This is a genomic window from Arcobacter sp. F2176 (assembly GCF_004116465.1).
Taxonomy (GTDB): domain Bacteria; phylum Campylobacterota; class Campylobacteria; order Campylobacterales; family Arcobacteraceae; genus Arcobacter; species Arcobacter siniprincipis.
On record NZ_PDJV01000008.1, the window covers coordinates 14,569 to 40,575 of the forward strand.

General features: G+C 28.2%; 22 protein-coding genes. 7 read left to right on the forward strand and 15 right to left on the reverse strand.

Annotated features, from left to right (window positions below):
* Positions 1 to 6: 6 nt before the first annotated feature.
* Positions 7 to 558, reverse strand: coding sequence for a DJ-1 family glyoxalase III (locus CRU95_RS08735; RefSeq protein ID WP_129100759.1), 552 nt, complete (start codon positions 556 to 558; stop codon positions 7 to 9).
* 192 nt (positions 559 to 750) lie between these two features.
* Here CRU95_RS08735 and CRU95_RS08740 point away from each other — a divergent pair, with 192 nt between their 5' ends.
* Positions 751 to 1,419 (forward strand): FlgO family outer membrane protein, encoded by a 669-nt coding sequence (locus CRU95_RS08740; protein WP_129100760.1) that lies wholly within the window; start codon positions 751 to 753, stop codon positions 1,417 to 1,419.
* A gap of 33 nt (positions 1,420 to 1,452) precedes the next feature.
* Positions 1,453 to 2,007 (forward strand): FlgO family outer membrane protein, encoded by a 555-nt coding sequence (locus CRU95_RS08745; RefSeq protein ID WP_129100761.1) that lies wholly within the window; start codon positions 1,453 to 1,455, stop codon positions 2,005 to 2,007.
* On the opposite strand, the gene recJ is transcribed toward CRU95_RS08745, so the two are convergent.
* The 7 genes from recJ to CRU95_RS08780 all read right to left on the reverse strand — a co-directional run bounded on the left by recJ (position 2,002) and on the right by CRU95_RS08780 (position 13,173).
* A complete protein-coding gene (recJ, locus tag CRU95_RS08750) occupies positions 2,002 to 3,564 on the reverse strand; it encodes a single-stranded-DNA-specific exonuclease RecJ (RefSeq protein ID WP_129100762.1) in 1,563 nt (520 codons plus the stop codon). The two genes, CRU95_RS08745 and recJ, sit on opposite strands and share 6 nt — an antisense overlap.
* Positions 3,564 to 5,180 carry a CTP synthase gene (locus CRU95_RS08755; protein ID WP_129100763.1) on the reverse strand — a complete coding sequence of 539 codons (1,617 nt, stop codon included), beginning with the start codon at positions 5,178 to 5,180 and terminating at the stop codon, positions 3,564 to 3,566. The genes recJ and CRU95_RS08755 overlap by 1 nt, the downstream gene beginning before the upstream one ends.
* A 129-nt stretch (positions 5,181 to 5,309) precedes the next feature.
* The gene (ccoG, locus tag CRU95_RS08760) at positions 5,310 to 6,698 is read right to left on the reverse strand and encodes a cytochrome c oxidase accessory protein CcoG (RefSeq protein ID WP_129100764.1); all 1,389 of its coding nucleotides are present in this window, start codon (positions 6,696 to 6,698) and stop codon (positions 5,310 to 5,312) included.
* A gap of 107 nt (positions 6,699 to 6,805) precedes the next feature.
* Positions 6,806 to 7,645: a hypothetical protein gene (locus CRU95_RS08765; RefSeq protein WP_129100765.1), complete on the reverse strand. Its 840-nt coding sequence runs from the start codon at positions 7,643 to 7,645 to the stop codon at positions 6,806 to 6,808.
* Positions 7,646 to 7,764: 119 nt separating this feature from the next.
* The gene (locus CRU95_RS08770) at positions 7,765 to 10,869 is read right to left on the reverse strand and encodes an efflux RND transporter permease subunit (protein WP_129100766.1); all 3,105 of its coding nucleotides are present in this window, start codon (positions 10,867 to 10,869) and stop codon (positions 7,765 to 7,767) included.
* Between the two features lies 1 nt (position 10,870).
* The gene (locus tag CRU95_RS08775) at positions 10,871 to 11,944 is read right to left on the reverse strand and encodes an efflux RND transporter periplasmic adaptor subunit (protein ID WP_129100767.1); all 1,074 of its coding nucleotides are present in this window, start codon (positions 11,942 to 11,944) and stop codon (positions 10,871 to 10,873) included.
* Positions 11,941 to 13,173 (reverse strand): TolC family protein, encoded by a 1,233-nt coding sequence (locus CRU95_RS08780; protein ID WP_129100768.1) that lies wholly within the window; start codon positions 13,171 to 13,173, stop codon positions 11,941 to 11,943. The genes CRU95_RS08775 and CRU95_RS08780 overlap by 4 nt, the downstream gene beginning before the upstream one ends.
* A gap of 96 nt (positions 13,174 to 13,269) precedes the next feature.
* On the opposite strand from CRU95_RS08780, the gene CRU95_RS08785 reads away from it, so the two are divergent.
* A complete protein-coding gene (locus CRU95_RS08785) occupies positions 13,270 to 13,746 on the forward strand; it encodes a MarR family winged helix-turn-helix transcriptional regulator (protein ID WP_129100769.1) in 477 nt (158 codons plus the stop codon).
* Positions 13,747 to 13,794: 48 nt separating this feature from the next.
* Here the strand turns inward: CRU95_RS08785 and CRU95_RS08790 are convergent, their stop codons facing one another.
* Positions 13,795 to 14,829: a cytochrome-c peroxidase gene (locus tag CRU95_RS08790; RefSeq protein WP_129100770.1), complete on the reverse strand. Its 1,035-nt coding sequence runs from the start codon at positions 14,827 to 14,829 to the stop codon at positions 13,795 to 13,797.
* 380 nt (positions 14,830 to 15,209) lie between these two features.
* Between CRU95_RS08790 and CRU95_RS08795 the strand changes: the two genes are divergently transcribed.
* The 4 genes from CRU95_RS08795 (at position 15,210) to CRU95_RS08810 (ending at position 20,470) form a co-directional block, all read left to right on the forward strand.
* Positions 15,210 to 15,482, forward strand: coding sequence for a hypothetical protein (locus CRU95_RS08795; protein WP_129100771.1), 273 nt, complete (start codon positions 15,210 to 15,212; stop codon positions 15,480 to 15,482).
* 101 nt (positions 15,483 to 15,583) lie between these two features.
* Positions 15,584 to 16,462: an ADP-polyphosphate phosphotransferase gene (locus CRU95_RS08800; RefSeq protein ID WP_129100772.1), complete on the forward strand. Its 879-nt coding sequence runs from the start codon at positions 15,584 to 15,586 to the stop codon at positions 16,460 to 16,462.
* A gap of 66 nt (positions 16,463 to 16,528) precedes the next feature.
* Positions 16,529 to 17,782 carry a hypothetical protein gene (locus CRU95_RS08805; protein ID WP_129100773.1) on the forward strand — a complete coding sequence of 418 codons (1,254 nt, stop codon included), beginning with the start codon at positions 16,529 to 16,531 and terminating at the stop codon, positions 17,780 to 17,782.
* A 162-nt stretch (positions 17,783 to 17,944) separates the two neighbouring features.
* The gene (locus CRU95_RS08810; RefSeq protein WP_258238666.1) at positions 17,945 to 20,470 is read left to right on the forward strand and encodes a methyl-accepting chemotaxis protein; all 2,526 of its coding nucleotides are present in this window, start codon (positions 17,945 to 17,947) and stop codon (positions 20,468 to 20,470) included.
* 51 nt (positions 20,471 to 20,521) lie between these two features.
* Here CRU95_RS08810 and CRU95_RS08815 read toward each other — a convergent pair whose 3' ends face one another.
* Genes CRU95_RS08815 through nikA form a run of 6 tightly spaced genes read right to left on the reverse strand, consistent with a single transcriptional unit; the run spans position 20,522 to position 25,946 of the window.
* The gene (locus CRU95_RS08815) at positions 20,522 to 21,076 is read right to left on the reverse strand and encodes a GNAT family N-acetyltransferase (RefSeq protein WP_129100774.1); all 555 of its coding nucleotides are present in this window, start codon (positions 21,074 to 21,076) and stop codon (positions 20,522 to 20,524) included.
* Positions 21,066 to 21,815: an ABC transporter ATP-binding protein gene (locus CRU95_RS08820; protein ID WP_129100775.1), complete on the reverse strand. Its 750-nt coding sequence runs from the start codon at positions 21,813 to 21,815 to the stop codon at positions 21,066 to 21,068. Before CRU95_RS08820 ends, CRU95_RS08815 begins: the two co-directional genes overlap by 11 nt.
* A complete protein-coding gene (locus CRU95_RS08825) occupies positions 21,803 to 22,579 on the reverse strand; it encodes an ABC transporter ATP-binding protein (RefSeq protein WP_129100776.1) in 777 nt (258 codons plus the stop codon). Before CRU95_RS08825 ends, CRU95_RS08820 begins: the two co-directional genes overlap by 13 nt.
* Complete coding sequence (gene opp1C / locus CRU95_RS08830; RefSeq protein WP_129100777.1) at positions 22,576 to 23,424, reverse strand: nickel/cobalt ABC transporter permease; 849 nt, start codon at positions 23,422 to 23,424, stop codon at positions 22,576 to 22,578. Before opp1C ends, CRU95_RS08825 begins: the two co-directional genes overlap by 4 nt.
* Entirely contained in the window at positions 23,421 to 24,350 is a 930-nt protein-coding gene (gene opp1B / locus CRU95_RS08835; RefSeq protein ID WP_129100778.1) for a nickel/cobalt ABC transporter permease, read from the reverse strand. The genes opp1C and opp1B overlap by 4 nt, the downstream gene beginning before the upstream one ends.
* Complete coding sequence (gene nikA, locus CRU95_RS08840; protein WP_129100779.1) at positions 24,351 to 25,946, reverse strand: nickel ABC transporter substrate-binding protein; 1,596 nt, start codon at positions 25,944 to 25,946, stop codon at positions 24,351 to 24,353. It abuts the gene before it with no gap.
* Positions 25,947 to 26,007: the final 61 nt, after the last annotated feature.

The window sequence follows — 26,007 nt, forward strand, 5'->3', positions numbered from 1 at the left end:
AAGCTATTAGCAATTATTTGCTAGTAGCCCTTCTTTTACTATCTCATACTCTTCTTCACCCTTTAAAATCTTTACAATTTCCAAAGCAAAAACTGTAGCAGTAGCTGGTCCTCTTGAAGTTAATACTTTCCCATCAATTACTATATTTTCATTTTGGATATATCCATCTTCTTTGATTTTAGTTTCAAAACCAGGATAACATGTATAATTTTTATTTAATACTCCAGCCACATGCAAAGCAAAGGGTGCTGCACATATTGCAGCAATATTCTTATTTTTTTCTTTAAATTGCTTAAGTATTTTTTGCAAAAGTTCATCTTCCGCTAGGTTAAAGGCATTTGGTAATCCACCTGGCAAAGCAATCATATCAAAATCTTTTTCATCAATATCAGATAATAATTTATCAGCTTTTATTGATATTTGATGGGCACCAAGAACATTTATCTCTTCTATAGAAGCTATTGTTACATCAATATTTCCTCTTCTACAAATATCAATTATACTTATTGTTTCAATCTCTTCAAAGCCATTTGAAATAGGTACTAATAATTTTGCCATTTTGAAATCCTTTTATTTTATCTTAACATATTTTTTATGTAAATGTGAATAATTTCATTAGTTAAATATACATTGATTTACATTTATTAATATTAGTTTAATCAATGCTTGCAAAGAGATAAAATGGTAACTATTCAAGTACATATAAGTAAAGTTTAAATAAAATTTATCAATTATAAAAAGGGGTAATACATGCTTAAGCTATTGAGAAACTCTTGTTTGATTCTTTTATCAACACTAACAATTTCGTGTGCTTCAGATTCAGCTATGAAAGTAACTATGAATCCAAGTGAAAAAGCGGGAATTGATAAAGCTAATGAAAAAGTTCAAGTTACAAAAGAACATATGAAGATTGCAGAAGACATGCAACAAAATGTTACTACGCAAAATTCTTTAGAGGCTACGATTTCTTCACTTGCAACTCAAATGATGCAAAATAACAAGATGCATACAAATAAATCTGTTTTAATTACATCTTTTGTAAGATTAGACAACTTCAAAAAAACTACTGAATTTGGAAGAGTTATTAGTGAGAGTTTGATAAATGAACTTTCTAATAGAGGTTTTAATATCATTGAGTTTAGAGGTCAGATGGGTGTTTCTGTTAATGAAAAAGGTGAATATTTTATTACTAGAAATACAAGTAAGATGAAAGAGAATGTTCAAAATAGTTTTATAGTAGTTGGAACATATTCAAGACAATATGGAAGAATTATGTTAAATGCTAGAGTCTTAGATAATGCTACAGGTCAAATTATTACGAGTGCTAGATCTACATATGAACATGGATTAAGAAATGATTGTGTTATCTTTAAAGATTGTAAACCTCCAAGAACTATTAAAATAATGCGAGAAGAATAATAATATATGAAATTAAACTTCTTTAGTAAAGGGATGATAAAACTCTTTTTTACATCTCTTTTACTTCCTCTTCTTTTCACTTCTTGTGTATATAAAGATATTGATGGTGCTAATAACTTTCAAGGTATGTTACGAGCGCTAGTTGAAAACTCATATACTAAACTTGAAAAGAATATTTCCAAAAATGAAAGAGTCTTAGTCTCAGATTTTGTAAATTTAGATAGTCTTCAAAATCACTCAAAATTAGGCTTTTTATTATCAGATACTCTTAAAAATTCTTTGCTAAGTAAAAATATTTTAGTAAGAGAAGTTGAATTGGGGAATAATTTCCAAATTGGAAAGCGTGGATTTAGTGTCTTAAGTAGGAATTCTAATAAAATCAATAATGAAGTTATTGATGAAAATTTTGCAGTTGTAGGTACATATAGTATTACAACAAAAAGATTAATAGTTTTTATAAAGCTTATTGATGTAAGAAGTGGAACAATTTTAAGTTCATCAACAGCATCTACTTTAATTGATGAAGAAATTTTGGACTTAGAAAGAACTCCTGATTCTAATACCGTTTATGCACCTCTTGTATTATAAGAAATCTTGAATCAAGAATTGAGGAGTTATATCTCCTCTAAATTCATTTTTATTTATTGAAATAATCATATCCACACTATTTTTATCTATTTTCTCACTATAAAATTTAATAGCTTCAAAATCACAACCATCTACATTTAGAAAAAGTTTTAAATGATTTTTTTCTTTACCAAAAAGTTCTGATTTTATTACTTTTGCATTTGATATTTTAAATATTGGCTTATGGTTTTCTAAGCCATATGGTTCAAACATTTCTATAATATCCATAAACTCTAAATCTACACTTGATACATCAAGTTCACCTAATGTTATAGGCTCTATATATAGCTCTTTTGATGCTTTACTTAGTGCAGAGTTAATAATGGCTTTAAACTCATCTAAGTGCTCTATTTTCATAGAAATACCAGCTGCATTTTTATGTCCACCAAAACCTAATAAAAGGTGTTCTGCTTCTGAAATAATTGTATGTAAGTTAATATCTGCATTTGCTCTTGCACTACCTTTTGCAATACCATCTGTTACTGAGAAAATAAAAGCAGGTCTTTTAAAAGCATGTGATAGTTTTGAAGCAACTATTCCAATAACCCCTTCATGCCAATTATCACCCCAAACAACTATTGCTTTGTCTTCAAGATTTATTTCATATTTTGCTTTTAAAGAGATACTCTCTTGTAAAATTTTTCTTTTATTATTTAACTCTTCTAGTAAATCTAAGGCTTCACTGGCTTCCTCAAAATTAGTTGAAAGTAAAAAAGATAAGGCAATAGATGCATCATCCATTCTTCCAGCACTATTTATTTTAGGAGCAATTATAAAACCTATATCATCTGAAATAAAAGAGCTTTTCCTCATGGTACTTCGTAAATATGATATAGATACTCTATTTGAGGATTCAATTCTCTTTAGACCATTTTTAACCATAATATAATTAAGACTTGTCATTGGCATCATATCGGCAATAATTGCTATACATAATAAGTCTAAAAAATTAGTCATATTTATATCTAAGTTTAATTCTTTTTTAATTGAGGCACAAAAGTACCAAGCAACTTGAGCACCACAGATATCTTTAAAAGGGAAGTTACAATCTTCTTGTTTGGGATTAATGATTGAATAGGCATTTGGAATTTCACTTCCAACAGTATGGTGATCTGTGATAATAACATCAATATTCTTATCATTTAAAATTTGAGTTGCTGCACATGCTGAAATTCCATTATCAACTGTGATCACTAATCCATTATTAATTAGTTCAGCTATCTTTGGAGATAGACCATATCCATGCTCAAATCTATTTGGAATGATATAATCAACTTCATAACCAACTTGTCTAAAAAAATCAACCATAATTGAAGTTGAAACAACACCATCAACATCATAATCACCAACTATGGTAATTTTTTCATTGTCTAATATTGCTTGTTTTACTCTTTTGGTAGCTTTTTGGATATCTTTAAAGCCAGTAGGTGGGGGAATATCTGCAAGCTTAGAGTATGTACTCTTTAGATGTCTTGCAGATAGTATGTCAAAAAGTTTTTGTTTTGTGACTTTAGACATTACTTTGTTTTAGTAGCTTGTCTTACAAATTCTGTTATTATTGGATTTGGTGTTTCTAAATGTGATGTAAATTCAGGATGAAATTGTACACCTACAAACCAAGGATGATCTTTTATTTCAACTGCTTCAATCAGTCCATCAGAATCACCAGAAACAATCATTCCTGCATCTTCTAATCTTTGTTTATAAGCTGGGTTTGCTTCATATCTATGTCTATGTCTTTCATAGTAAGTTTCATTGTTTCCATAAGCAGCTTTTAACTTCGTACCTACTTTTGGATTAAATGGATATTCTCCTAATCTCATTGTTCCACCCATTGGTGATTTGTGAGTTCTTAGTTGCTTGTTTCCTGATTGATCCATAAATTCATCAATTAAATAAATAACTGGATTTTCAGTTTTTTCATCAAATTCAATTGAGTTTGCATCTTCTATTCCTAGAACATTTCTACAATATTCTACAATAGAAAGTTGCATACCTAAACAAATTCCTAAAAATGGAATGCTATTTACTCTTGCATATTCAATTGCTTTTAATTTTCCTTCAACTCCTCTATTACCAAATCCACCTGCAACTAAGATTGCATCTGAATTTCCTATAATATCATAAGCTCCAACATCTTCAATTCTCTCACTATCACACCAGTTAATATTAACTTTTGTATTTAAATGAGCTCCTGCATGGATTAATGATTCTGTTAAAGATTTATAAGATTCTTTTAGTTCTATATATTTACCTACAAAAGCAATTGTTACTTCATCCTGAGGAAGAACAATATGTTTTACAAGAGTTTCCCATTTATCCATATTTGGTTTTATTTTGATATTAAAGTGTTCTGATAAAGGAGTTAAAATACCTTCTTTTAAGAAATTCATTGGAACTTGATAAATAGATTGTGCATCTCCTGCTTCAACTACAGCATTGTTATTTATATCACAAGACATTGCAAGCTTTTTCTTTAATTCTTTTGGTAGAGGTTTCTCACTTCTACAAACAAGCATATGAGGAGTAATACCAATTCTTCTTAATTCTTGAACACTATGTTGTGTTGGTTTTGTTTTTAATTCACCAGCAGCAGCTATATAAGGAACAAGTGTTACATGAATATTCATAGTTCTATCTTTATCTAATTCATGTCTTATTTCTCTAATAGACTCCATAAATGGTAAACCTTCAATATCTCCTACCGTTCCACCTAGTTCAACAATTAAAAAGTCATAACCTTCTGCTGCATCAAAAATTCTTGCTTTGATTTCATCAACTACATGAGGGATTACTTGAATAGTTTTTCCTAAGTATCCACCTTGTCTTTCTCTTCTTATTACAGACAGATAGACTTGTCCTGTAGTAAAACTATTTTTTGCCCCAAGAGTTACATCAATAAATCTTTCATAATTTCCTAAATCTAAATCTGTCTCTGCTCCATCAGCTGTAACAAATACTTCTCCATGTTCTAATGGACTCATTGTTCCTGGATCCACATTTAAATATGGGTCGATTTTTAGCATAGTTACTCTGTAACCTGATTGCTTTAAAATAGTAGCGATAGAGGCAGAAGTTATTCCTTTTCCTAAGGAACTTAAGACTCCACCTGTAACAAATATAAATTTAGTCATTGGTGATACTCCGTAAAAAATAGTAGTTATTTATAGCCGCGATTATAGCTAAAGTATTGTTAAGTAGGGTTTAATTTTCTGAAAGATTTTTGTAAGTGTAAATATTTAAATCTACACTTACAAAGAGTTTTATTTTTTAAGCATATCTTCTCTTGGGTAAATAAATACTGCTTTTCTAAATACTTGAACTCTATCTGGCTCATCTTCTGCATAAGCCCTAATAGTGACTGTTATTGGAGTATCTTTTGTATTGTCAACTACCAATTCAGATTTAGTTCCTAAAATTACAACTTTTTTAGCTAATTTTCCAGCACCTAGTGAAAATGGATTAAATCTTTCTATAAATATGTCTTTGTTATCCACTATTTCTAATGCATATTTGTGTCTTTTTGAATCTGTATTTTGGAATAAAAATAAGAAGTTATTAGTAACAAGATTATCTTTTTTTACTTGGTACAATTGAGTAGTTTTATTTATATTTAAAAGCATATACTCTTTTTCACCACCCATTACAAATAAAAGTCCAATTACAATTAGTAAAGCAACACTATACATAACAGTTGATTTTCTTACAACTTTTGTAGGAATATTATTTTTGATATTATTTGTACTTGTCCATTGAACTAATGACTCTTTGCCAAGTTTTCCCATAACCGTAGTACAGGCATCAACACACTCTAGACAATTGATACACTCTAATTGTAAACCTTTTCTAATATCAATATGAGTAGGACATACTGTTACACATGATTCACAGGTTGTACATTCATTTGAAGGATCAGGTAAATCTTTTTCTTTGAAAATAATTTTTTCTTTATTTCCATTATAAATATCTCCACCTCTGTTAGTAGAGTAAATCGCTTGTAGTGTATTATCATCATATAAAACAGATTGAACTCTTGAGTAAGGACATACATAAACACAAAAATCTTCTTTTAATTTTACAACATCATATACTAAAAATGCAGCAATAGATAATACAATTCCAATTAGAAACATATGTTCTGAAGGATCTTGTAAATATGTAAAAAAATCTTCAGGAGGAACAAAATACCACATAAAATCAGCTGCAGCAATAAGAGCTAATATTGCCCACAAAATAACACCAACTATCTTTTTACTCGCATTTTCAGCTTTTGAATAATCAGGTTCTTTTTGTTTATTTTTGATTCTTCTTAGTTTTAACAAAGTTGATTCAATCAAATCTCTATATACAACCCTAAAGATTGTTTGAGGACAGGCCCAACCACACCATGCTCTTCCTCCAATTGCTGTAACAGCAAAAATACCTAAAAAGAGTAGCATCAATAAAAAAGGCATCATATAAAGTTCTTGCATATCAAATGCAATACCCATAAGATGTAGTTGTTTCTTATCAAATGATAATAGGAATATATGATTTCCATTTATTCTGATAAATGGAATAGCTAAAGCCATAATTGTAACTGCTAAATAAACATAATATCTTTTAAATCGATAAGGTGATTTCTTAGCAATTTGAACACTTTCTGAAGCCATGTTTTAACCTTTCATAAGGTGAAGTTATATTGTCCACCTTTGTTTTTTGAATTATAGAAGATAAGAACTTATAAGAAGCATAATAAAATCATAAGCTTAACTTATAATTATAAACTATTGAGACTATTATAGGAACCAGTTTTTTTCTTTATTTGTAACACTAAAGGTTCAAAATCAAAAATTTCAATATCATTTAGGTTTGGGTAAGAAGAAATAATATCTTCAAATTCTATTATCATTTTATCTAAGTTTTCGTTATAGTTTATTGTAGGAAGGTTTAAATTCTCAATAAATTGCAAATTATAACTTTTGTCTTCTCTTAATAATAGAACAGGTTTATTTCCACAGGCTATAGACTCCATACAACTTTGAACAGAAGTTGTTAGTAAAAACTTAGAATTAGAAATTGTATTAACATACTCTTCATCTGTAAATATGTTTTCAAAATAAGGGCTTAACTTTGTTTCATTCCCTAAGAAAAAATAGTGTCCCAAAAGTAAATTTATTTGTTTTTTTGAACTGTTTTTTATAAGTTCTAACAACAAATTACCATAATCATCATCACCAAAAAAAAGAGTTTTTTCACATTCTGGATTAGGGTTTTTCTTAAATAGTTTATCATCAACAATATTTTGTGGTGTATCAACACCCACTTTATAAAGTAGTGAACAGAAATCCTTCATATTCTTTTCCATGATATCTGTTGTCTCATCAGAATCAAAGATTAATATATCACCTCTTTCCATGATATTTGGAAGATTTGTTAAAACATCAACGCTAACATATTTCTTGATACCTAACTCTTCTTTTGAATAAACTCCTGCTCTAAAATCGCAAGTACAAAGTATTGGGTCAAATTCTTTTAGTTTTGCTGCAATTGCACAACAAGTTCTTGTAGCTTCCAATCCAATTGAATGTCCACTTTTGGCATAAATATATATTTTCACTATTTTTACCTTTTGTATAATTAGGTGTGATTTAAATGGGATTTATTATAGTAGCGAACAAAGAGTTAAAATATATTTTAACTCTTTGCTTTTTATGAATAATTATTCAGTTTTTGAATTTATTTATTCTTTTTTTCACTTAGTTTTGAAACAAATATATAAAACAAAGGAATAAAGACAATAGCAATAACTGTGGCAGTTAACATTCCTCCAATTACACCTGTTCCAATAGAGTGTCTACTAGCAGCTCCAGCTCCTGTACTAATAGCTAAAGGAACAACTCCTAACATAAATGCAAGAGATGTCATAATAATAGGTCTAATTCTTAATCTTGCTGCATTTATTGCTGCATCATAAATACTTTGTCCGTCTTTTCTTTGTTGCATTGCAAACTCTACAATCAAAATTGCATTTTTAGCGGATAATCCAATTAAAACTAAAATACCAACTTGGAAATAAATATCATTTTCTAATCCTCTCATCATAGTTGCAACAACTGCTCCAAATACTCCAAAAGGAATAGCCATAACAACAGAAATTGGCATCATCCATCTTTCATATTGCGCTGCTAGGATTAAATATAAAAATAATATACCAAAAATAAAGGCTAAATAACTTTTGCTAGAGATTCTTTTCTCTTGATAAGCAGTTCCTACCCAACTGATTGCATAATCATTTGGCAAAATCTCATTTGAAACTTCTTCAATAGCTTTTAAGGCATCCCCTGAACTATATCCTGGAGCTGGTTGTCCTGAAATTTTTGCTGATGTAAAAAGATTAAATCTTTCAACTAAATCAGCACCAGTTGTTTTTGTGACTGTAACAAAAGAGCTTACAGGAAGTAACTCATTATTTGAAGCTTTTACAAATATTTTGTTCAAGTCTTCAACCCCTTTTCTAAATTCACTTTTTGCTTGGATATTTACCGTATAGGTTCTTCCATATAAGTTGAAGTCATTTATGTAATAACTTCCAAAAGTTGAACTAAGAGTTGAAAAAATATCTGCGATATTGACACCTTTTGATTTAGCTTTTATGTTATCAACTTTTAGAGAATATTGTGGTACATTCGTTGCAAGAGTTGTTCTAACTGCTGTCAATTCTGGTCTTGAATTTGCTTTTTGGATTATCTCTTGAACATATTTATTTAAATCTTTAACACCGCTTCCTGATTTATTTTGTACATACATCTCAAAACCACCAGAAACACCCATACCCATAATTGGAGGAGGAAGTACTGCAAATGAGAATCCATCTGTAGTTCTACCCATTAATTGTCCTGTAAATTTTCCTGCAATTGCATCTGCTTGCTGATCTGGTTGTTTTCTTTCTTCCCAATCTTTAAGTTTAACAATTGTTGCAGCAGAGTTAGTTCTTAAAGCAAAAGTCATAAAGTCTAACCCACTAAGTGTTAATGTATTCTCTACGCTTGTATCTTGTTTAACCGTATCAAAAATTTCATCTGTCAATTTAGTAGTTCTATTTAAAGATGAACCAGGAGGATTGTAAGAGAAAATAAAAATTGCTCCTTGGTCCTCTTGTGGAACAAGTGCTGTTCTCATATTTGTGTACATATTATATGTAATAAATATCAAGCCCCCAAATAATAGGAAACTTAATATTGAATACCTAATTGTACTTTTTACCATAAACGAATAACCATTTGTAAATTTATCAAACATGTTGTTAAACCATTTGAAAAAACCTTGCGGTTTAACATGTCCATCTTTTAATAAAACTGCACAAAGTGAAGGAGTTAGAGTTAACGCAACAAATCCAGAGATTACAATTGAAACAACAATTGTAATAGCAAATTGTTTGTACATTACTCCTGATAAACCGCTTATAAAGGCAACAGGAACAAATACAGCAGAAAGAACTAATATAATAGCTATCAATGCTCCAGAAACTTCTTTCATGGCTTTAAATGCAGCATCTTTTGGAGCCATTCCTTCACTTAAATGCCTCTCAACATTTTCGATTACAATAATAGCATCATCAACAACAATACCAATAGCTAATACTAAACCAAATAAGGTCAACAAGTTTATACTAAAACCAAGCATATACATTCCTGCAAATGCTCCTACAATAGAAACTGGAACTGCTAAAACAGGAATAAGTGTTGCTCTCCAATTTTGTAAAAATAAAAAGATAATTGCAACAACAAGAATAATTGCTTCAACAAAAGTTTTTGCAACTTCTTTTATTGATACTTCAATAAAGTCAGTACTACTGTAAGGTATTTTGTAAGATATTCCGCTTGGAAATTTTTCACTAGCTTTTTGTAATGCTTCTTTTATAGCTTTTGCTGTGTCAATAGCATTTGCTCCACTTTGTAAAAATATACCAATAGGAATTGAAGGAAAACCATTTAATTTTGAATTCAAGTTATAACTACTAGCACCCAATTCTATAGTTGCTACATCTTTTAATAACAAAGCACTACCATCTTTATTTGCTCTAATTACTATGTTACCAAATTCTGTTGGAGAACTAAGTCTTGGAGGAGTTTGTAATGTATATGTAAACATTTGTTTGTTTGCAATTGGTTCTGCTGCAAATTTACCTGCTGCATATTGTTGATTTTGTTCTTTAATCGCATTTATAAGATCTGTTGTAGTAAGTCCAAAATTTGATAATTTCTCAGGGTCTACCCAAACTCTTATAGCATAATCTTTTGCCCCAAAAATTGTAGCATCACCAACACCTTTAATTCTTTTTAAATCATCAACAACATTCATTAATGCATAATTAGAAATAAAAGTAGTGTCTTTAGAATAATCTGGTGAAAAGAAACTTATCACTTGAAGTAAACTAGGAGATCGCTCAGTTACTGTTACTCCTTGTTTTTGTACTTCTGCTGGAAGTTTTGCTAAGGCTGATTGTACACGGTTATTTACATCAATTTTTGCATCATCAGCATTTGTTCCTACTTCAAAATATACATTGATACTAACTATCCCACTATCTGCTGCTAATGAATTCATATAAATCATATCTTTAGCACCATTGATTTTTTCTTCAAGTGGTGCGGCAACAGTTTTTGAAATTGTTTCTGCACTAGCACCTGGATATGTAGTTGATACAATAATTTGAGGTGGAACAACCTTTGGATACTGTTCAATTGGTAAATTCACCATTGAAAGTAATCCAGCTAGGAAAATAAGAATAGATATTACAGCTGAAAAAACTGGTCTATTTATGAAAAATGCTGAAAACATATTATTTTTCACCTATTATTTGAACAGGAGCATTTGGTCTTACTTTTGCAATATTACTAATAATAATTTTATCTCCAGATTTTAAACCAGATTCAACAATAACTCCACTTGAAGTTAAATTACCGATTTTAACTGGTCTAACTGTAGCAACACCATTATCAATTACATAAACTGCTGCTCCATTAGCTGATTGTAAAATGGCAATTTCTGGGATAGTAAATACATTATTGATTTTTATGTTTTTTATTTCTATTGTAGAATATCCACCAATAATAAGTTCATTGTTTTTGTTTTCAAATGTTGTTCTTAAAAGTAAACTATCTGTTGCTATATCAATTTTAGAAGAGACAAAATTTAACTTGCCATCTGAATAAGTCTTCCCATTTGCTGAAATACTAAAATTAACACTTCCTTTTTTTATTTGTTCTAAATATTTAGAAATATCTTTTTGAGGTAAAGAAAACTCTACATATACGGGATTTGTATTTGTAATAGTTAATAAATTTGAGTTATTTTCATTTGAACCTACATAATTCCCTTCATCAAAAGCACTTTTTCCAGTTAGACCATTAATAGGTGATTTTATTAGTGTATATTGATAACTAATTTTTGCATCTTGTACTTTTGCTTTGTAATTTTGTACATCAGCTAGAGCATCTTGATATGTATATAAATAATCATCTTTTGATTGTTCACTTATAGATTTTGCAGCAAATAATTTTTCTGCTCTTTTCCAATCTTTTGTAGTTTTTGTAAGTAAAGCTTCTGCTTTGTCTAATTGTGCTTGTGCAGCATTTAAATTTGCTTGATAAGTATCTTGTTCTATTTTATATAATAAAGTACCTTTTTTTACAAAATCACCATCTTGAAAATATTTTTTTTCTAGTTTTCCTGGAACCCTAGCAATAATATTTACTTCACTTTTTGATTTTATTAAGGCAGGATAATCCTTTTCTAATGTTGTCTCATTTGTGCTTACTGTATAGGCTTTTACAGGTAGTGCTTGCCTTTGCTCTCCAGCTGCAAATAAAAAGTTTAATCCTAAAATAAACAAACCTACTAATATTTTTTTCATTCTACATAATCTCCTACATTTTTACCACTATAATAAATTATTGTGGCTTTGTTAATTTCTAAATCATATTGTGAACTTTTTAATTGACTTAATGCATCATATTTTTCAGTTAATGCTTCTAAAAAAGAAACATTATCTACAAGTCCATTTTGGTATTTTGATTTAATTGAATCGTATACACTAGTTGCTGCTTTTAAAGATGCTTGAGCAGCTTTTACTTTCACTTTTCCTATTTCATAGGTTTTAAGTGCTGTTTTTAATTCTGTATCAGCTTTTTTCTTTTGGTATTCATAGTTTGATCTTTTACTTAAGTACTCTTTGTATTTTGCACTATATTTTTTACCAGTAGAATTAAAGTTAAAAATATCCCATGAAAGATTCACCGAAAATACATTTTGATCTTTGTAGTCCATTGCAATAGAATTATCTTTATAGTTTCTATCATAATATGAGTATGTATTGTCTAATGTGATTTTTGGCAAATAGCCACTTTTCTCTTGTCTTGCATCATATTTTAGTTTTTCTATATTGTATTCCAAAGATTTAATATCAGGTCTTTGTGCTTTAAAATCACTATTAATATTAATATCTTTTATAGAAGAACCAGCATTTATAGAAACTTCTTCTCCTGTTACATATTCAAGAGTATGTAATACTGTTATAATATTCAATTCAATTTGATTAAGATCGAAAATTGAACTTTGAATTCTTGATTCAATTTTATCATATTCATCAGTTGTCGAAGAACCAACATCAACAAAGTTTTTGACTCTATTTCCTTCTGATTTTAGTTGTTCTATCTCTTTTTGTTTAGCATCTTTTTGGGCTTCCAAAGTTAGATATTGATAATAATAATTTACAACATCAAGGGCAACTTCATTTTTAAGTGCTGATAAATCTTCTTTAGAACTTTTTATATATGATTTGTAACTTTTAAATAAGTTATATCTTTTGTTACCATCATATATTGTTAGTCCAACTTTTGCATAAGAAGTATACCCATTCTCAGGCATACTTTGACTTTCTCTGTTAGTATTTTGATAAGAAGTTCCAATGCTCACAGCTGGTAAATAAGATCTTTTTACACTACTGTACTCATCTTTTATTGACTCCACTGTTTCTTGTGAAGATTGAATTAGTTTATTTTTTTGAGAAATATTTATCAATTCACTTAAATCTTGACTCCATAAAAAAATAGGTAAGAAAAATAATAAATGTATTTTTTTCATTTTACTCCTTTATATTTGTGAAAAGATAGCATTTTTTAACTTAAATATATCTTGCGAGAAAGATATATTTAATGTTCTTTATGTTACGCTTACATTATGAATAAGAATTACATAAAAAATTGCTATGAAAATATAGAAAAGAATCTAAAATATGAAACCTTTGGCATTAGTTTACCTTTAACCTTGATTTACAAGAGTATGTTTAATAAACATGAAAATATAATGAAGGTCAATTATGGCATAAACCACTCAGAAATTGATGTTCTTATTAGCCTTTATTTTAATGGTTATATACAATCTCCCACAGAATTGTATGAGAGTACAATCTTCTCTTCAGGAGGAATGACAAAAGTTCTAAAAAAATTAGAAGAAAATAAGTATATAACTAGAATAGCTGATAAAAAAGATAAAAGAAGTATGCTTGTACAACTTGAAGAAAAGGGTGCACAATTAGCAGTTGAGATGTTAGATGTTTTTGCAACAGAGAATAATAAAGTATATGGAATATTAGACGAAGAAGAAAAAAGAGTTCTAAAAGCAGTTTTAAAAAAATTATTAACTGCAGTTGAATAATTTTATAAAAAGACATAGATTATAAAATCTATGTCTTTTATATAATAATTAATTCATATCTGGTTTAGGCGTTGATTCTGCCGAAATTGGCAAAATTGGATATGTAACTTTTGGTTTTTCCCCTGTAAGTGATTTTAAAAATGTAACAATAGATTTTGCATCATTGTCTGAAATTTTTAAACCTAGTTGAGTAGAACCCATCACTTTAACTGCTTTAGTTAAAGACCAAACTCCACCATTATGAAAATAAGGAGTTGTTTCTTCTATATTTCTCAAAGTTGGAGTTTTAACCATTCCATTTTTGTCCCCTTTAAAGTCTCCTAAATTAGCAAATTCGTATTTAGCAGCAGTTGCAAATGGTTGCATCGTTCCTCCAAGTCCTATGTCATTGTGACAAGAAGTACAACCTTTGTCAATAAATAGATTTAAACCCTCTTTTTCTTCTTTACTAAGTGATGATAGATTTCCATTCATAAAATCATCATATCTTGAAGGTGTAATAAGTGTTCTTTCAAATACAGCAATAGTATCTGCAATAAGTTTAAAATCAATTTTTACTTTTTCCCCATAAGTATCTTTAAACTCATCAACATATCCTTTCATTGATGTTACTCTATCTACGACTAATTTAGATGGTGCTGCCATTTCTGGGCCAGCTTGAATAGGACCTTGTGCTTGATCTTCTAAGTGTGGAGATCTTCCATTCCAAAATTGAACTTTATTTAAAACAGAGTTGTAAACTGTAGGTGAATTTAAATGATGAGGATTTGCTGTCCATTTATGCCCAATAGCAGCTGAAACTCCATCAACTCCACCCATTCCCAAATTGTGACAGGTATTACATGAAATAAGACCACTTTTTGATAACCTTGGCTCAAAATAAAGTTTTTTACCTAATTCTACTTTTTTAGCTGTAATAGGATTATTAGGGTCATCTACCAATTTTAGAATCTCTAATTCACTTTTTGGAATGGCTTTTAAACCTGAGTTTTTTGCTTTTTCTAACAAAGCAGAATCCGTCATTCCAAACAAACTTACGGCTGAAAAAAGTACTAGGGTACTTGTCAATACAAACTTTTTCATAATGTCTCCTTATAAATTTTAGAACAAATTAAATTGTCCTTAAAGTATTTTATTAGAATTTATATTAAATAAAACTTACTAAATAATAAAATTTATCATTAAAAATATTATATTTTAAGATAAAAATTATTATTTATTAAATAATTGACTATGTTATATTATTTTAATACAATTATTAACTTGAATAAAATAAATCAAACGCAAGAAGAAATAGTAATACAATCAAGAAATAAATAGTTTTAAGTGATATTTTTATAAATTTTAACAAAATCTTAATGCCAATATTGGATTTTAGTTGTAGTGTTAATAGTAACAATTGATATTATGTAGATAATGTATTATAATAAGAGTAGAAACAAATTTAAGTAAAAGGAATTATTATGAATGATATTGAACTATATTTAAAAACAAAACAAGCTCAACTAAATGAGTATGAAGGAAAATTAAAAGAGTTGAAATCAAGTTTATCTCCAACAGATGCAAAAGCTAATGCTGAACTGGATGAACGAATCAAAACAGTAGAAACAAAATTAGAAGATGGGAAGTCAAAATTAGAAGCACTAAGTAAAGCTACTAAAGAAGAACTTGATGCCCATAAAAAAGCTATTGATGAATCTTTTCAAGCAATATATACTCATTTAGCGATGAGTTAATATTTTTCTAGTTTAAATACTTACTCTAAGATACCCTCTTAGTGTAAGTATAAAATATCTAATCAACTTAGGATAGACTCCATGATAGTGAAAGGATAGTAATGAAAATAAAATCTAAAGATTTTCGTGTTATAAAAGAAAAGGAAGTTGAACTTGATAAGTGGCCGACACAAGTAAAGTCTATATATAAATCTAAAAAAAAATATAAAAAACTTCTAAAAAAGAATATTAAAAAACTCAGTTCCCAACAGCAGTTACTCTATGCATCTAATAGTTATTCTGTCTTATTGATATTTCAAGCTATGGATGCAGCAGGGAAAGATAGTGCTATAAGACATGTAATGTCTGGGATAAATCCACAAGGATGTCAAGTATTTAGTTTCAAGCATCCAAGTATTGAAGAACTACAGCATGATTTTCTTTGGCGCACTACTCAATCCTTGCCTGAGCGTGGTAGAATTGGCATTTTTAACCGATCCTATTATGAAGAGGTATTAATTGTACGAGTACATCCAGAGATTATGGAAGGCGAAAATATTCCCGAATCTTTGTTAAATAAGAAAACTATTTGGAAAGAGCGTTATGAATCTATAGAAGAAATGGAAAAACATCTTCATAGAAATGGTACACGAATTATTAAGTTCTTTCTTCATCTCTCACCAAAAGAACAATGTAATCGTTTTTTAAAGCGCATCGATAATCCAAAGAAAAATTGGAAGTTAACTAACTCAGATATCCAAGAGAGAAAATTTTGGAAAGATTATATGAAAGCTTATGAAGACTGTTTAAGTGCTACTAGTACTGAAAAATCACCTTGGTATGTTATTCCTGCTGATGATAAAAAGAATACAAGATTAATTATTTCAAAAATTATTCTTGATACTTTTAAATCACTTCAATTAACATACCCCGTTGCAAGTGAGGAACATCGACAAGAATTGCAAGATATACGTAAACAATTAATAAAAGAAAATTTATAATTATAAGTTCTTTCATCATAAATTAGATAGAATAATTTTATGTAATGTTCTTAAAGGATGTTTAAAATGGAAAGCATTGTTGCTTTAGAAGCACTGATAAAAGAAAATGAAAGAAAAATAGATTTACAAAAACAACAAATAAAAAATCATGAAGCGGGGATTAATAAACTCTCTCGTATGGCTTTTGCCTCCTCTGAAAACTCTCTAGAAATAGCAACAGAGCTTGTGGAAAAATATAAAAAAATGCTAGAACAACTTCAATCAATTGAGGGAAAAGAATTAGAAGAGAAAGAAAGACTCGTTTTCCTTGCTGAAAGAAAGAAGTATTTTGATGCACAACCTTCTCGAATAAAGTTAAATGTTGAACAAAGTAATGATAAAAAATTAGAAGCTTTAAGAATAATAGAAGAACTACCTATAGATGTTAATTTTGAAGATAAAGAACTATTTGAAATGGCTACGAAATCGATAGAATTGGGTCTTGGTGATTTAAATGATATTAGTAATAAATTGGAAGACATAAAAAGTGAGTTTAAAGCAATAAAAGACCAAATAGATGAAAAAAATATACAAGAACTCTCAACTATTGATTTTTTTCTTCCAATTGTTGTTCTTCATTTTTATGTATTAAGTTCAAATATAATAGATAATATTGAATTTGATAATGAAAGAGCTTTACAAAAAAAAGAAGCAGTGGTAAATGAAATAAATGCAAAAAGAGAAAAGTTCACTACCTCTTTAAAAGAAAAAGAGGAGCTGTTGAAGCAAAAACAATCCGAAGAAAATAGTGATAAAGAAGAGATAAAAGAACTTGAATCTATTATAAAAAGTCTTAATAATGAACTTAAAAAGTTAAAAGAGATAAAAGTTCCAGAAGTAAAAATAAAAACCTTTTCTGGCTTTCCAAAATATCAAGATTGGTGGATAAGAGAGTTATGGGTTAGTCATCAAGCATATTTTGCTCTATTTAAATGGAAAGAAATTGTTTCAAATCTATGTGCAACAACTGAGCAAAAAAAGGCTTGGTCTATAATTTTTGATAGATGGGTTTTTATAAAAAAACTTCTTAATGATAAGGGCTCTTTGGCATATAATTATCACTTTGCATTTGATTCTCTGATGAGTACTTATGGAGAACTTGAGGAAGAGTTAGAGATAAAAAATATTGAATCTATGGAGATGATTATAAATCAAATAACTAAAAAAGAAGACTTCTCAAAAAATGTTGGGTTTCATAATATTAATACTTCTTATTTGAAATTTAAAATGGATAAATTAAAATCAAAAGATAAAGACTCGAGTAGTGATATGCTATTTTAAAAATTGGCTAAGTTCACTTGAACTTGGCCTCAAAAATTCTCTTATAATCTCTTCTTATAAATAATAAATAACAAAAAAAAATCATAAAGATACTATTTGAATACAGTCTTTAGTAATAATTAGCCCAAAACAAATAATTACAGGTTAAAAGGATTACAAAAGATGAAAAAACTGACAATCAATTTTAAACTTATAAGTCTTATTATAATAAGCTTGGTTTTACTTTCTTCAATTATTTTGGTAATTACGGCGTATAAAAGTACAACAAATACTGAAAATGAAAAATTAAATCAGTTAAAATCAATTGTTTCTGCTAAAAAACAACATATCTCTGATTACTTTAAAACAATTGAAGGATTATTGCTATCTACTGCAAACTCGGCTTCTACCCAAGATGCAATGAAAAATCTCATAAGAGGATTTTATACTATTGGAAATGATGTTGAAAATATAGATGAAGTAAAAAAAGAAGTTTTGGAACACTATAAAAATTCATATATAAATAAGATTAATTTTGATTTACCAAATATTCCTAAAAAAAGAGCTCTTGAAGAGTATTTACCTAAAAACAAAAATGGACTTATGGCTCAATATATTTATATCATAAAAAATGAAGCTAAAATTGGCGAAAAAAATAAGATGAGTCAAACAACTTTATTCCTTAATAACTACACTTTTGCTCACATGAGATTTCATCCTACATTTAATACCTTATTAGAAAAATTTTCACTGTATGATGTTGTTTTAGTTGATATGATGGGAAATGTGGTTTATACAACTGCTAAAGAAAAAGATTTTGGTACAAACTTGAAAGAGGGAGTTTATTCAAAAAGTGCATTAGCAAAAGTAAATGAAAAAGCATATAAACTCGAAAAAGGGAAAGTTGCTTTTTCTGATTTTAAACCTTTTGAGCCAAGTTATAACATGCCTGCATCTTTTTTAGCATCACCTGTTTTTAATAGCGAAAATAGAAGAGTGGGAAATTTAATCATAGAGTTATCACCCGCTTCTATAGATAAAATTATGAATTTTGAAGGAAAGTATGAGGAGTCAGGGTTAGGAGATACAGGAATTAGTTATCTATTAGGAAGTGATTATAAGATGAGAAGTAATCACCGATTTATTAAAAATATAGATAATAAAAGTGTGAAAAGTGCTAATACAACTATTTCCTTATATGAAATTAAAAATGATTTAGTAAATCAAGCACTAAAAAATAAAACAGGAGCAGGCATTACAGTTGATAACAAAGGTAATGATGTACTTACTGCTTATACAGGAATAAAAGTATTTGATAAACAATGGGCAATTATTTCTCAAATACAAGAAGATGAAGCTTTAAAAGATATTTTTAATTTAAATATTACCTTAATGATTATATCTGCAATAGTTCTAATTGTAATAATAGGTATATCAATAACTTTTTTAAGAAATACTATTTTGAAACCCCTTAAAAACTTTGAAAATGGGATAATTTCATTTTTCAAATATCTAAATAATGAGACAAAACAAATTGATTATTTGGATGATAGTAGTGAAGATGAACTTGGTAAAATGTCAAAAGTTGTAAATGAAAATATCAATAGAACAAAAGTAGGAATTGAAAAAGATAGAGAATTGATAGATGAAATTGTAAATGTTTTATCTGGATTTGAAAAAGGTGATTTAAATAAAAGAATTCAATCTGATTCTTTAAATCCATCATTAAGTCAATTAAAAAGTGTACTAAATAAGATGGCAGATAATCTTGAGCTGAATATCAATAATATCTTAAGTGTATTAGACAAATATACAAACTATCACTACTTAGAAAAAGTAAGTACAACAGGTCTTAAAGAGCAGTTATTACAACTAGCGAATGGTGTTAATAATTTAGGTGATTCTATAACAAATATGTTGATTGATAATAAAACAAATGGTATGAAACTTGATCAAAGTTCTGATATATTGATTGAAAGTGTTGCTATTTTATCAAAAAATACAAACTCTGCTGCTGCTTCTATTGAAGAGACATCTGCTGCTTTGGAAGAGATAAATAGTAATCTTATGTCAAATAATGAAAATGTACAAAAAATGGCTGATTATTCTCAAGAGGTAAATGACTCTGTTGAAAAAGGAGAAGAACTAGCTAAAAAAACAACTTTAGCTATGGATGAAATAAATTCTCAAGTAACAGCTATAAATGAAGCGATAACAGTGATAGACCAAATAGCTTTCCAAACAAATATTTTATCTCTTAATGCAGCTGTTGAAGCAGCAACTGCTGGAGAAGCTGGAAAAGGATTCGCAGTAGTTGCACAAGAAGTAAGAAACTTAGCAAATAGATCAACAGAAGCAGCAAAAGAGATTAAAAATTTAGTTGAAAATGCAAATTTAAAAGCAAATGAGGGGAAAAATATTGCAGATACTATGATTGATGGTTATACGAAATTAAGTTCTAATATTAATAATACAATGGAGCTGATTCAAATGGTTTCTACCTCTTCAAAAGAACAACAAACAGGAATCTCACAAATAACACAAACAGTTGCCTCTTTGGATAAACAAACTCAAGAAAATGCTTCAATTGCTCAAAATACAAATGAAGTTGCGAGGCAAACAGATATCATATCAAAAAGAATAGTTTCAGATGCAGATGAAAAAGAGTTTCACGGAAGAGATAGTATAAAAATAGATAATATGTTTTAGTATATGTATCTAAAAATAAAAGGTAAAGGCTATTTGGGCTTAGCCTTTTTATTACAATCTCTTTATTTCTTTGATCAATCTTGTGATTTTTCTTATATTTCTTTCCATATGAACAGTTTGCAAGTTGTTCTTTTCATCTAATGTAATACTAAAACCCATTTTCTGCCAAAAGTGATAACCTCCTGGTAAAAAATAATGAGTATGCAAATATAATTTTTCATATGATTTATTATGTGCAAAACTTTTTGCTAATTCAAATAATTCTGAACCTATTCCACATCTTCTATATTCTTCATTTACATAACATCGTCCAATTTCAGCGATATTCTTATTTTGGTATCTTTTTTTTAGTTTATCTATACGATTATCGTAAAATGAAACACTAATTGCACCAATTATCTTATGGTTTTCATTATATGCAATAAAAAATGCATTTCTTAGGGTATCTGAAAGTAAAATACCCATTTTTTGATATAAAATGTTATATTGTGTTTTTGAGATTCGATTTAGATAATGTTTTGAATACTCTTTTATTATAAATTGTTTTGCTTTTGTTTCTGATAGTTTATCAACTTGTTTAAAATGGATTTTTCTTTTATTTATCATTTTTTATTTCCTTAGAAAAGACTTTTAATGGTATTACTGCATCTAAAAGTGCTTTTGTATATGAATGATTAACTTTGTTTAAATATTTTGAATTTATAATCTCGATAATATTTCCATCTTTTAAGATTGTAATCTCATCACATAAAGAACTTGCAAGTTCTAAATCATGAGTAATAATCAAATATGTTAATTCATATTGCTCTTTTATTTTTTGTAATAAATGTATTATTTGTACTTGAGTAGAAACATCTAAGGCACTTAATGCTTCATCAAATACTAAAAATTTTGGCTTTAAAATAAGTGCTCTAGCAATACATACTCGCTGTAATTGTCCTCCACTAAGTTCATGGGGATATTTAAAAAGTATATTTTCAGATAATTCAACTTGTTTTAGAATCTTTTTTATTTCATCCTTTGAAAGTTTTGTTTTTCCCCATAATGGTTCTTGAAGTGCTTCTTCAATGCAAAAATGTGGATTTATTGAACTTCTATAATCTTGAAAAACTATACTCATTTTCCCTTTATTTATTTTTTGCCATTTTGATAAAGGAATATTATTTATATATATTTCTCCATTAGATGGATTTTCTAAACCTAATATTAATTTTGCAAGGGTTGTTTTCCCACTTCCACTCTCTCCTACAAGTCCCATTGTGCTATTTTTGTTTATCTTTAGATTTATATCATTTAAAATTAAATCTTTTTTATAACTTTTATTTATATTTTTTAATTGAAGCATTTTATAAACCTTTGAGAGAGTTCAAATCTTGTTTTTAAAAGATAAGCTGTAAAGTCATTTTGTGGATTTGTAAAAATAGTTTTTGTATCTGCATATTCGATACAAGAACCATCTTTCATAACTAAAACCTTATTTGCAAGTTGAGAAATAATGGCTAGATCATGGGATACAAATATAAGTGTTTTTTTCTTATGTTTTAATTTTTTAAATAAATCAACTATTTGTTTTTGATTAAGACAATCAAGTGATGAAGTTGGTTCATCTGCAATAATTAAAGATGAGTCTTGAGAAAATGCAATTGCTATCATAATACGCTGTAATTGACCACCACTTAGCTCATGTGCATAACTTTTAAATATTTGAGTTACATTCTTTAATCCCATATCTTCTAAATGCATTAAACATTTTTGTTTTGCTTGTTTTTTATTTTTTTTTGTATGTAAACTTTCCATCATATGCTCACCAATAGTATAAAGTGGATCAAATGCATTCATCGCTTCTTGTAGTATTATTGATATTTTATTTTTATGATTTGATGAAGTGTTTAGTATCTCTTTGTTATTTAGTTTTATACTTCCCTCTAATTTTAAGAACTCTGGTAAAATTCCTAAAATTGCTTTGCACATTAAAGATTTTCCGCTTCCACTTTCTCCTACGATTCCTAAAACTTCATTTTCATTTATCTTAAAACTAAGATTATTTAATAATAATGTATTTGTTTTTTTATTTATTATATTTAGTTGTCTTACTTCAAAAAAACTCATAATTGCTCTTTATTTTCTATATAAAAATTTGGATCAAGTGCATCACGAATACTATCACCTAAAAAATTGAAAGCTGCAACTACAATAAGTATCATTATTCCAGAAGGAAGCATTTGATAAGGAGCAATACTCATCACATTTTTTGCTTCATTTAACATAACACCCCATTCGCATGCTGGTGCTTGAACGCCCAAACCTAAAAAAGACAATGCTGAAATACTTAATATAACAGCTCCAATATTTAGTGTTGATAACATTGCAATATCTCCTAATAGCAAAGGAAATAAATGTTTTCTTAATATTGTTCTTGATGGATTTCCTAAAAGGCGTGAAAATAAAATATAATTTTGATTAGTATATTTAAGAGAAAAAGTATATGTCATTCTTGTGTACCAACCTACTTTAGCAATAATCGTAGCAATAATAATATTTTCAATACCTGTTCCCATTATTCCAATAATTGCAAGCATCATTAATTCACTTGGAAAAGAAAGCATTATATCGCAGGCTCTTAAGATAATTGTTTCACAACTTTTAAAAAAACTTGCAAGAAGACCAAATATTAAACCCAAAAAAACAGTAATTACCATTGCAATTAGGGCAAAAAATAGTGTAGTTCTAATACCATATATCAATCTTGAGGCTATGCATCTTCCTAAATGGTCTGTTCCAAAAGGGTATTTTAGACTATATGAAAGAAGTTTATTACTTAAGTTTACATCATATGGATTATTTGGTGCAACAAAAGGTGCAAATATACCAAGAATCATCACAATTAGTATAATACTTAAACTAATAAGTGCAATTGGATCTTTTAAAAGTTTATTCCAAAAGTTCTTTTTCATTGGCATCTTCTTAATCTAGGATCTCTTATTTGTACCCAAATATCTGCAAATAAGTTAAATAAAATAAATAATACTGCCATAAAAAGTATATATGCTTGAATCATTGGATAATCACGATTAAAAATAGCTTGTATACAGAGTCTTCCAACACCAGGAAGTCCAAAGATATTTTCTACAATCACAGTACCTGCTAAAAGTCTAGGAATAGACATATTTAAAGCAATAATAAAAGGTTGTAATGCATTTCTTATTTGGTGTTTTAAAATAACATGCTTTTTTAATCCTCTTGCTTTTGCATATGAGATAAAAAGTGATTGTTTTATTTGTACTAGTGAGTTTCTCATTATTCTTATGAATGTTCCAATATATGAAATTGCAAGTGTAATTGAAGGTAAAATAATACTATTTATATCTTCTAATCCCCCTGTTGGTAGTAAGTCAAATTTTATTGAAAATAGCCAAATCAATAATAATGCAAACCAAAAGCTAGGAACTGATGTACATACAAAAGTAAATATTCTGAGTGTTCTATCAATCCAATGACCCTCATATATTGCACATATAACACCAATTGAAAAACCTACAGTAATTATTAAAAATAAAGAACAAAATGTTAAATATAGTGTTGTTGGAAATGCTTGTAAAATCTCATTTAAAACAGGTTCTTTTGTTTCATAACTATTTCCAAAGTCTGCTTTTAAGATATCTTTTAACCAATAAATATATCTTTGATATAAAGGTTTATCTAACCCTAATTCTTTTTGCATTTCTAATATCGCTTCATTTGTTGGTGTGATATTATTAACTCTAAGAGTAACTTCTGCTGGGTTACTTGGATTTAAATTTATCAAAGTAAAGCAAATCAGTGAAACCCCAAGTACTAAAGGAATCAAAAGTAAAAGTCGTTTAAATATTAATCTCTTCATTTATCTCTTATTATCAATATGCATTTTTTCAAATGGTATTTCATATTGAGAAAGATTAAAAGTAACACCTTTAACTCTTGTATTAAATACTGCTTTTGTTCTTGAATAACTCAATGGTATATAAACACTTTGCTTATGAATATATTCCAATAGTTGTGTATACATTTTTTCTCTAGTTGTTTTGTTTGGTTCAATTAAAACTGCTTTGATTTGTTTGTCTAACCATGCTTTTTTACTAAGTCCTAATTGGGCTTGATAATCTCCATGTGCAGCCATTCTCCATGAAGAGATATAAGATTGTGGATCATATGGAACACCCCATGAAAGAGAATATTGTAAATCAAAATCACCACTTTTTTGTCTATCTAAGAAAGATTGTTTTTCTTCTCCTATAATTTTTAAATCAATTCCTATATCTTTTAGATTGCTTTGAATATATTCACTTATAGTTTTTTCTTGTGCATTGTTTGCATTAAAATAAAGTCTTAATACTAATTTTTTATTATTTTTTGTTCTAATTAATTCATTGTTATTTAACTTCCAACCAGCTTCATCTAATATTTCCTTTGCTTTTAAAGGATTGTACTTTTTTGCATCTAGTTGTATATTAGAATAAGCAGTAGTAGGAGCAAAAAGTGAGTGTGCTATGCTTTCTGAACCATTTAATATTCCCTTTACAATAGCTTGTTTATTGATCGCATATTGTAATGCTTCTCTTACTTTCAAATCTTTTGTTATGGGTTGTTTTGTATTTAATAATATTGCTCTTGATGCAACAGGATCGCTTAATAATGTTGCATATTTATTTTCTTTTTCTAACATTGAAAATGCATTTAAATCAATCATATCTCCATCCGCACCAAATATCAAATCAACTTCATTTTTTTCTAATGCTAATAAAATAGCTTGATGATCTGGAATTACTCTAAATTTAACTTTCTCTAGTTTTGGCTTATTTGCCCAATAATTTGAATTTCTAACAAATAATGCATATGCATTTTTTTTATGTTCTTTTAATATCCATGGACCTGTTCCACTATAACAACTTATTCCATTCTTTGTCTCATTATTAATAAAACATTTTGAAGATATAAAACGAAATGGTCTTGTCATAGCAAATTCTATCAAAGTTGGATAATAAGGATTTTTAAGAGTTATTTCAAGTATATAGGGAGCAATTACTTTTGTTGCATCTATTTCATTTACTAATTCAAGCCATGCATGTCTTGCTCTATTTGATAATACAGCATCAATATTTTTTTTTGCGATATTTGCATCAAAGATTGTTCCATCTGAAAAGAAAACATCTTTTCTCAAATAAAAAGTATATTTTTTACCTTTGTTACTTATCTCCCATCTTTCTGCAAGATTAGGTTTTATTCCATCTTTTGTATTTATAACTAATGATTCAAAAACCATATTTTGTGCAGACATTTCACCTGCATATAAATGGGGGTTGATATTTCTAATATCTTTTGTACTTGCATATACTAATTGATTATTATTTATATTTTCATTTTTTCTTTTTTCTTGACAACCTACCAAGAAAAAAATAATAAATAATATAATTGTTGTTTTTAAAAACAGTGATTTCATAAATATTCCTGTAAAAAGTTTTTTATTATAATCATCTTGTCGTTAGGAGAATATAATTTTT